6 protein-coding genes are annotated in these 9,280 nt (G+C 60.9%); 3 read left to right on the forward strand and 3 right to left on the reverse strand.

Annotated features, from left to right (window positions below):
* The first annotated feature begins 102 nt into the window (after positions 1 to 102).
* Positions 103 to 447 (forward strand): lycopene cyclase domain-containing protein, encoded by a 345-nt coding sequence (locus tag IRZ31_RS17520; RefSeq protein WP_297156002.1) that lies wholly within the window; start codon positions 103 to 105, stop codon positions 445 to 447.
* A gap of 111 nt (positions 448 to 558) precedes the next feature.
* Here IRZ31_RS17520 and IRZ31_RS17525 read toward each other — a convergent pair whose 3' ends face one another.
* The 3 genes from IRZ31_RS17525 to IRZ31_RS17535 all read right to left on the reverse strand — a co-directional run bounded on the left by IRZ31_RS17525 (position 559) and on the right by IRZ31_RS17535 (position 6,880).
* The gene (locus IRZ31_RS17525; RefSeq protein ID WP_297156004.1) at positions 559 to 1,932 is read right to left on the reverse strand and encodes an MFS transporter; all 1,374 of its coding nucleotides are present in this window, start codon (positions 1,930 to 1,932) and stop codon (positions 559 to 561) included.
* Between the two features lie 554 nt (positions 1,933 to 2,486).
* A complete protein-coding gene (locus IRZ31_RS17530; RefSeq protein WP_297156006.1) occupies positions 2,487 to 5,561 on the reverse strand; it encodes a beta-galactosidase in 3,075 nt (1,024 codons plus the stop codon).
* 206 nt (positions 5,562 to 5,767) lie between these two features.
* Positions 5,768 to 6,880: a LacI family DNA-binding transcriptional regulator gene (locus IRZ31_RS17535; RefSeq protein WP_297156008.1), complete on the reverse strand. Its 1,113-nt coding sequence runs from the start codon at positions 6,878 to 6,880 to the stop codon at positions 5,768 to 5,770.
* 239 nt (positions 6,881 to 7,119) lie between these two features.
* Between IRZ31_RS17535 and IRZ31_RS17540 the strand changes: the two genes are divergently transcribed.
* Positions 7,120 to 8,394, forward strand: coding sequence for a cellulase family glycosylhydrolase (locus IRZ31_RS17540; RefSeq protein ID WP_297156010.1), 1,275 nt, complete (start codon positions 7,120 to 7,122; stop codon positions 8,392 to 8,394).
* A gap of 400 nt (positions 8,395 to 8,794) precedes the next feature.
* Positions 8,795 to 9,280: NotI family restriction endonuclease (locus IRZ31_RS17545; protein WP_297156012.1), on the forward strand; the 486-nt coding region annotated here is incomplete at its 3' end.

Below are 9,280 nucleotides of genomic sequence, written 5' to 3' on the forward strand. Positions count from 1 at the left end.
CTGACCACCTTGCTGCTCTACGCCCTCCTACGCTCTGGCCCCGCTCCCGTGCCCGCAGCCCCAGAGGAAGAGACTACCACCAGGAAAGGGGTCTGAGGGCATATGGCGCACGCCACCTATCTGCTCTTCCTGCTGGCCTGGGCCTTGCCTATCCTGGGCCTGCAATGGCTCGTCGGCTGGCGCAAGCTCTGGGTCTGGCGTCGACGCTGGCCCTGGGCGGTGCTGTTGGTCGGCAGCTACCTGACCCTGGCCGATAGCCTGGCCATCGCTCAACATATCTGGTTCTTCCAGCCCACGCTGATCCTGGGCCTCACCCTCGGCAATGTCCCCCTGGAGGAAGCCCTGTTCTACTTCCTGACGGCGGCCATGATTGCGCAGGGCTACATCTTGCTGCTCCCATCCTCCGCTATGCCCTCTTGCTCGCCACCTGGGCCACCTTCCAGCTGATCTCACAAGAGGAGAGGCGGCCCGCTCCGCAGATAGAGCTGCGGCGCTACCTGCCTCTCCGTTGCTTTCTCCTCTCCACGAGGAAGATGAGTCGGCCTGGTCAGGCCGGACTTACTGTGCCTGGGTCGCTAATCTGGTTTCTTCTCCGCCCACCTCTTCTACGGCGGCCTGACCGGCCAGCTCACGCCCGATCAGGGCTGTCGAGATGAAGGAGACCACCGCCATGAAGATAATGAAGACGGCAATCAGCGTATAGGACGGCGTCCCGCTCCCCAGCCATGTATGCGTATTGGCCACCAGCCAGGTTGCCAGGATCGGTGCCGGGCCACCCGCCGTAATCGAGGCAAGCTGATAGCCCAGCGAAGCCCCGCTGTAGCGCAGCCGCGTTCCAAAGCGCTCCGAAATCAAGGCTGCCTGCGGACCGTAGAGCCAGTCGTGGCAAAAGCTGATCGAGAGGATCATCGCCAGCAGGACCACCAGCGGCAGGCGCGTCTCCAGCAGCAGGAAGTACGGGAAAGCATAGAGCGCCATCAAGATGCAGCCGATCATGTACCAGCGCTTGCGCCCGAAGCGGTCGGAGAGATGGCTCCAGGTCGGCATCAGGATCAGGCTGCAAACTGCCGAGATAATCAGGCCGGCATAGAGGACGCTGGAGTCAACCTTGAGCGTCTTGGAACCATAGGAGAGGATAAAGGTGGTGAACAGATAGAACGGCGCCTGCTCAGCCGAGCGCACCAGAGCCGAGAGGATGATCTCGCGCCAGTAATGGCGGAAAACCTCCACCAGCGGCACATGAGCGATGCGCCCCGTCTCCTTGACGCGGCGGAAGGCCGGCGTCTCCAGAATGCGCAGGCGAATGTAGAGGCCGACCAGGATCAGCAGCAGACTCAGCAGGAAAGGAATGCGCCAGCCGATCGATAGGAAAGCCTCACCAGGGAAAATGGCCTGAAAGCTCAGGACGGCAATGGCCGCCAGCGCCAGCCCCAGCGGCACACCGGTCTGTGGCCAGCTCATCCAGAAGCCGCGACGGCGATCGTCGCCATACTCCATTGAGAGCAGGACTGAGCCCCCCCACTCGCCACCGACGCCAGCCCCCTGCAAGAAGCGCAGCACAGAAAGGAGCAGGGGCGCCGCCAGACCAATCTGAGCATGACCTGGTAGAAGGCCCATCAGCGCTGTGGCGATCCCCATCAGCAACAGCGTCGCAATCAGCGTCGACTTCCGCCCCACGCGATCACCAAACCAGCCGAAGAAGGCCCCACCTAGTGGACGCGCAAAGAAGCCCACAAAGTTGGTCGTAAAGGAAGCGATCGTTCCGGCAACCGGGTCCAGCTCTGGAAAGAAGAGCTTGGGGAAGACCGTCGCCGAGAGGAAACCGTAGAGGAAGAAATCGTACCATTCGATGGCCGTTCCGACGGTGCTCGCCGCCAGAATGGGGACCATACGGCGTACAGTGACGGGACTCGTCTCTGAGACCGTTGCCATGCATTCCTCCTTGAAGCGAAGCCAGGATCAACTGCGACGTTCTCGCATCGAGGAAGACAGAAGCTGCAGAGCGCAGTCCGACAAGCGAGAACCCTCGGACGGAGAGGCGTCCTGCGCCCTCGTGCGCTCTCCAGAGCAGTGGCCTCACCTTCGCGGCACCAAACGACAGGGCAGGCGGCAGCGTTGCTGGCCCGACGAGGCAACGGCATGCTTCTCTTTCTTATGTCGCTTGCAATGCCCTTCCAGCATGAATGGACAGTAGCGAGGAAATCACCACACTCGCCGTCCAGATCTCCCTCTGCAGAGAGGAGCGGGTCAGTCCGGTGAACGGACTTGTGTCCAGTCTCGCCTCTTCTCACTGATCTGGGCGAGCTACCTGAGCGGACTGCCACCTCGCTCGCTGTCCGAGAGGCATGCCTTTCCGAAGGTATGCAATTAGTTATAGTATAACTGCACAGATGGAGTCTGTCCAGAGCCGTAGCTTGATGCCAGCGGAGAAGCAGCTGCCCGGATAGAGCGCCCTTCTCCGCTGGTATCCTTTACCAGCGAGCTGGCTAGCCTGCTTCAACAGCACGCAATCCCCCAAAGAGCCGCGGTGGCTCTCCCGGACGCCACAGCACGGCCCCCGCACGCTGCGGGGCCACCACCAGCGTCAGGCCCTCCTCCTCCAGTGCGAGGCGCTGCTCACCGCCGGCCTCGGAGGCCACCAGCAGGAGCCTCCCCTCTTTGAGCGGACGACGCACCAGCAGCCAGGGCCGACGCCATCCTTCAGGCTGCGGTTCCAGAGGCGTCTTCCCCAGCACTCGCCGATAGAGGCGCGCCAGTGGCTCCAGTTCGCCAGCCAGCTCCACTGGCAGCCCCGCCCAGAGCAGGCGCCCGGCTCCCATCTGCAGCTCCCGTAACTCGTTGTGAGCCTTGCGCACGTAACCTGTCTTTTCTTGTGTAAAGCTCAACTGATAGCGACTGCCATCCTCAAGCCGCAGCACCTCATAGGGAGCCACCGGCTCTGGTGCGGGCAGTCCGGCACCATAGTTCAGATGTGGATTGAAAGGCAGATTGTGCATATCGCGTCCAACGACGCCGCTCACCAGGGCCGTTCCACCGCGCTGGACATAATCAAGCACAGCGAACCAGGCCGCCGGCTCGCAGAGCTGCAGAGCAGGCAAGATGATCAGCTGGGGCCGATGCCCTGTCCTCTCCAGCTCGGAGGCCAGGCGCTGCTCCCCAATGAGCTGCGGGATCACGCCCAGCTCATAGGCCAAAGCTCGCACCGCCTGGCGCGTTGGCAGGGCACCCAGGTCCGGGCGCACGAACCACTGGCTATACGGGATCACCAGCCAGACCGGCGGAGGCTCCGGCGCCTCCTGCAGCTGATCCGCCAGCGCCTCGGCCAGGCGGCAGAACTCGCGCATGACCAGCAGCTCTGGCTTGGCACTACCATCGACACGGACCAGGCCGATGCTATTCTCATTCTCGCTGGTCATATAGGCGTTGGTATGCCAGAGCCACTGGATCAGGCCAGCCCCATTGGCCATCAGGCCCATGATCAGCTTGCGCTCCAGCAGCCAGGCATTGGCCTGCTCCGTACGCCAGGGACGGCCATCGACGTCGCGCACCAGCATCACACCCGTCTCCTGGATCAGATTGGGCCGCTCCGGCGTCTTGTCGAGCAGCATGTCCCAGAGCAGATCATCAACATTCCACCAGGGATGCGTCGTCGTATAATCGACAGCGCCGGCGTAGAACTGGGGAGCGATGCGTGCGCCTGCCTCATCCTGGCCCACACCGATCAAGGTCTGACTACCAGCGGCCCGAATGGCGCGATACATGCGCCGCGCCCAGGCCACAAACATCTCCTGCGAAAAGCGCGTATAGTCGGCCACTTTCAGCATGGCACGCGCCGTCGTATCGCGCACCGAGGTCGAATAGTCGGCCTCGCGCGGCAGGCGCAGCTGTTCCCAGGAAGGCAGCTCTGCTGGCGTCTCGCGCCAGCGCAGCTGCAACTGCTCCAGCGTGTAGCGCTCCTGGAGCCACTGCACAAAAGCCTGCTGCTCGTAACGATCATAGTTGGGCAGCGGACGCTGAGCAAAGGCGCGAGCTGGATCGCCAAAGCTCGGCTCATTGATCAGGTCCCACGACAGCAACTCCACCTGCGCATAGCGGCGAGCCAGCAGCGAGAGAAAGCGCTCCTGAGCCTCCAGCGAGCGCGGATCAAGCCAGGGATTCAGGCCATCGAAGAGAGGGGGAAAGAAGGCGAAGAAGGTAAAGATGACCTGCAGCTCGTGGCGGCAGGCCGTCAGCACAAAAGCATCGAGCGCGCGCAGAAAAGACTCCGTCGGCACCCCGGCCACTGGCATCACCTCGCGCCAGGCCGTCCAGAGGCCAGTTCGCAGCAGATTGATACCGGCAGCCTTCAACTCGGCCATCTCGCGCTCCCAGCGGGCCGGATTGGGTAGGCGCCAGTACTTGCGCTGCACGCGGCTGTCCATATAGGTTGTCCCGCAGACCAGAAAGAGGCGCTCGCCCTGATAAAAATAGTCGCGCCCGGCCACCAGGCGCTTGCCGCGTGTCGCCGCAATCAGAGCCTCATCCCAGATCCAGAAGCCTGTCTCCTGGCTCAGCCACTGACCGCCCACGGGCCGATACTCGGTGTGGACGCGATACAGGCCGGCTTTGGACGGCAACGGCATTTGCAGATAGCGCTCGGAATGCACCGGTGAGGCCGGAGCTGCGAAATCCCAGCGACGCAGAACCTGGCCATCATCGGCATGCGTTACCGTGATATGCAGCTCCAGATCCAGCCGCTCAGGCAGCGTTACCACCAGCGCTGGAGCCTCCTCGGGCCGATAGCAGGCCAGCACGGGGCGAACGGCGCAGCAGAGCGGATCTTCCAGTGCCAGGGCCAGCAGACGCTGAATAGGTTCAGCCAGGGCCAGCCAGTCCTCTGCAGTCTCAGGCTCCCAAAGCGAGAGCAGCCAGCGCCCTCCCTGAAAGCGCCCTCCCAGCTGATCAAGCACAAAAGCCGGCGTCGCCAGCCGTTCCTCGCCATAGGGCGTTGTCGCGACAGCGAAGAGCAGTGGCCGCAGCAGCGTATCGAACGGTCCCGCCGAGCCAATCTCTTCAGGGTAGTCGGACGTCTGCGTCAAACGTGGATAGCAGGACCAGAAGCGTCCAGGGCGCTCGGAAGATAGTGGAAGAGCACAATCACGCAGAAAGAGTGCTTCCGGGGCAGCGACCAGACGGAGCGAAGCAGGTTGGGCCCCGCTCGCCGCCAGATCGACCGGAAAGAACGGTCCCAGGCAGAGCTGGCGCGCATAGACATCCTGCTCCGGTTCCACCTCGCCAGCAGCGGTCACAGGCCGGGCAAAAGGCATACCTCCGAAGATGGCCAGGTTGCCCCCGCGCTCCAGAAAGCGCAGCAGAGCATTCCAGGCGGCTTTTGGGAAATAGGGGCCGTGAAATGAGACCAGGAGACGCGGAGCGTCCTCCAGAGCCTGGGCCAGGTGGGTCGCATCGCAGACCTCAAAAGGGCCGGGCAGCAGCTTGCGCAGCAGAGCCTGACTGCAGGCCCGCGGATAGGCCGGATCAGCGAAGACCAGCACGCGATCTGAGCGAATCAATGAGACCATCGTTCCTCACACAAAAGATCCAGACAAACAACGCGCTTCCGCCCCGGCAAAGGGCGCAAGGATGGATCAGCCGACACGCCAACAAGCCAGGATCAGGATGCAGCGACCCAGACAGAACATCGGCCAGAAGAGGGGTGGCGGGCAGCATCCCTGCTCAGAGACGAATGACAGCGCTTCCTTCTCTGCCTGCTGGGAGTGAGCCAGGTTCAGCGGCGGGCAGAGGCAGGAGGCGCACAAGCTGAATCGCGTTTCACCAGCTCTACGTCTAGCATAGAGACCACGTGCACGGGGTCGGGATGACTGATCAAGGCGAGCAGCCGCCGCAGGGCCACGGCGCCAAGGGCCTCCTTATTGACGCGCACCGTCGTCAGAGCTGGCGTCAGGTGCTCCACCATATCAATGTCATCGAAGCCCACTAAAGAGATATCCTCGGGCAGACGCAGCCCAGCCTCGCGCAGGGCCTTCATGGCTCCTACAGCCATCTCATCGTTAGCACAGAAAATGGCGCTGAACTGCTCGCCGCGCTCCAGCAGCCGCTTGCAGGCCAGGTAGCCCCCTTCCATCGACAGGCCACCATCCTCGTATAGCTCCGGCAGAATGGGTAGGCCGGCCTCCAGCAGGGCCAGACGATACCCTTGGGCGCGGCGTTCAATCGTGTAGACACGGTTTCTCGGCGGTCGCTGCCCCTGTTGCCCTGGTTCTTGACCTGTCTTCTCCACAAAAGGACCACCCATGAAGGCGATGCGGCGATGGCCCAGACTGATCAGATATTCAACGGCCTGGCGCGCGCCATCCAGGTTATTCCCCAAGACGGCATCGGTCTGGGGGACATAATTGTCAACGAGGACCAGCGGCGTGCCCGCCTGCTGGATGGCCCTCACCGTGACGGCCTCCGCCGGACCGACCAGCAGGATGCCCCCGAGACGCATGTCGTAGACGGTGGTCAGCAGGCGGTCGGGGTCCTCCTGGATCTCGCTAATGGCGCGATAGGTCACTTTGACATTGGCCCGCCGCGCCTCGCTCTCAACACCGTGCAGGATGTGCGACCAGAATGGATTGGTGGAAACCGTGGTCTTGGGCAGAAAGGAGCAGAAGAGAAAGCCGATCTCTCTGACCATGCGCCCTTCAATCGGTGGTCGCTCTTCTTCTCCCACTCCCTGCCTCACCCCGCCAAAGTAGCCGAGCCGCGAGGCCGCGCGTAGCACGCGCTGGCGCGTCTCTTCAGTAACGTTACCGTGGTTGTTGAGGACTCGCGAAACGGTGCCAACTGAGACCCCCGCCTCCCTCGCGATGTCTCTCAAAGTGACAGTGTTTGCCAACGCCGATCCCTCCAAGGATGTGAAACGTTCACGAAAAAGATAACATCCATATTGATATCTGTCAATCTTTAGGCTGGCTCACGGGAGGTGAAACGAGGCTCAACCATTAGAAGGGGCACCTATTGACAGAATGGTCGGTAAGATGGTACCATTCTTCCGTGTAACGGTTCATTGAAAAATTTGCATCGTTCATTGAACCACCTGGAGCGCAGCCACTCATCCAGGAAGGAGCAGAGCATATGCAGGATGCACATGCTGAGATCCCGCGACCACAAGCGAGCAGGAGAGCTTTTCTTGGAGCGCTAGCCGCCGCTGGTCTGAGCTTTTGGGCGGCGGGTACAACAGGCTTGGGTGCGGGAACGGCTTTTGCGCGCCCCAGTGCCGATGCGGCATCATCTCCTCGTTTCACGGCGGCCAGTCTGCGGCAGCAACGCAATAGTTTCGTGAGCCGGCGCGGACCTTTCTTCATTCTGGACGGCCAGCCTTTCTATTTTGCCGGCACCAACAACTATTATATGCATTATCAATCTCACTTTATGATTGACGACGTCCTCAAGGATGTCGCCGCTATGGGCCTGCCGGTCTTACGTATCTGGGGTTTTCTCGACGGGCAGCCGCACAATGGCTTTGTCATGCAGCCTTCACCTGGCGTCTATCCTGAAGACGGCTACGAGCGCTTTGACTACACCGTCTGGCGTGCCGGGCAACTTGGCATCAAGCTGGTGGTGCCGTTGGTCAACAACTGGGATGACTTCGGTGGCATGGACCAGTATGTGGCCTGGTTCGGGGCCAGCGGTCATGACGACTTCTACACCAATCCTCAGATCAAGGCTGCCTACAAAGCCTACGTCCGGCACTTCATCCATCGTGTGAACCGTTACACAGGCAAACCGCTCTATCTTGATCCGACCCTCATGACCTGGGAGCTGGCCAACGAGCCGCGCTGTCAGTCCGACCCAAGCGGGCAGACCCTGACGGCCTGGGTTCACGAGATGAGCGCCTTCATCAAGAGTATGGACGGCATCCATCTGGTGGCAGTCGGTGACGAAGGCTGGTACAACGAGTCGGGCAACTCCGACTGGGCCTACAACGGCAGTCAGGGCGTGGACTGGAAGCGCCTGGTTGCTCTGCCCACGGTCGACTACGGGACGCTACACCTCTACCCAGACTACTGGGGCAAAGACAACGCCTGGTCATTGCAGTGGATCGCCGATCATATTCGCGATGGTCACGCGCTGGGCAAGCCGGTAGTTCTGGAAGAGTATGGCTGGCTGGACCTGGCGACGCGCGATGATATCTATCGCCAGTGGACCGACCAGGTCTATCGGTTGAACGGCAACGGTGATCAGTTCTGGATTCTGACGGGCCTGCAGGACGATGGCACGCTCTACCCGAACTACGATGGGTTCCGCGTGACATATCCGAGCAGCACGGCCACGGTGATCGCCCAACATGAGGCCCAGATGCGGGCTAAATCCGAGCGGCCTGGGCGTGGTCCCCGGGCCGGCAGATAGCACAGGAGAGCAAGGGCAATGGTATCAGGAACCGGGTGAGCGCGTGTAGAGCACGTTCGAACAGCAGATCGTTATCATCAACCACCACACTCACACCCTCACGCCCTGGGTTTCCTGCTTGTTGTGACACTGGACTGCCTGGATCGCCCGGTCCAGGCAGTCACTTTTCTGGGATGCCTGGACCGCCCCTATCATCCGCTCCCTCTCCCCCCACCTGAACAGGAAGGAGATAATAGAGCCTTCTAAGGCCGAGAGGCTTGGGAGAATCTCTTGACAAAGCAGAGAAAATAGAGCTGACCCAGCCACTTCGCAAGCCCAGTGACTTGCACGATCGCTGGGTGAACATGAAAGAGAGATTTCTGTAAGAGCCCCTTCCTTTTCCTGGAGGGAGACAGCCAGCATGGTTCCGATACCTAGACACCCCTTGGCAGAAGTCTTTGGCTTCCCCACCACGAATTTCTCCGCAGAGGCAGAACGCCATCGACAACTCAAGCTTTGCCCTTTCCATAACCATGTCCCTACTTGTACGAAAGACAAAGTTGAACAACCTCTCGGGGTATGCAGTGTTTTCGAGGGGAGTAACATTGTCATTACCTGTCCTATACGCTTTCGAGAAAACTGGCTCGTCATCAGAGATGCCGCCACGTTCTTCTTCCCTCCGGGAACGCAGTGGACAGTGCTTTCAGAGGTCCGTCTGAACGATCGTTTTGGAAGGTTAGCAGGTAACCTCGACTTCGTTCTTGTCGCATACGATCATTTGGGTAAGATTATTGATTTTGGCGCATTGGAAGTACAGGCTGTGTATATTTCTGGCAACGTTCGCGCCCCTTTTGAGCAGTATATGACTGCTCCTAGGCAACGAGCGAATATGGACTGGTCACGTCTA

This window comes from Thermogemmatispora sp., from assembly GCF_019683635.1.
Lineage (GTDB): Bacteria > Chloroflexota > Ktedonobacteria > Ktedonobacterales > Ktedonobacteraceae > Thermogemmatispora.

Coding starts and splice junctions, on each gene's coding strand:
- IRZ31_RS17520 (WP_297156002.1), top strand. CDS start 103: ATGGCGCACGCCACCTATCTGCTCTTCCTGCTGGCCTGGGCCTTGCCT.
- IRZ31_RS17525 (WP_297156004.1), bottom strand. CDS start 1,932: ATGGCAACGGTCTCAGAGACGAGTCCCGTCACTGTACGCCGTATGGTC.
- IRZ31_RS17530 (WP_297156006.1), bottom strand. CDS start 5,561: ATGGTCTCATTGATTCGCTCAGATCGCGTGCTGGTCTTCGCTGATCCG.
- IRZ31_RS17540 (WP_297156010.1), top strand. CDS start 7,120: ATGCAGGATGCACATGCTGAGATCCCGCGACCACAAGCGAGCAGGAGA.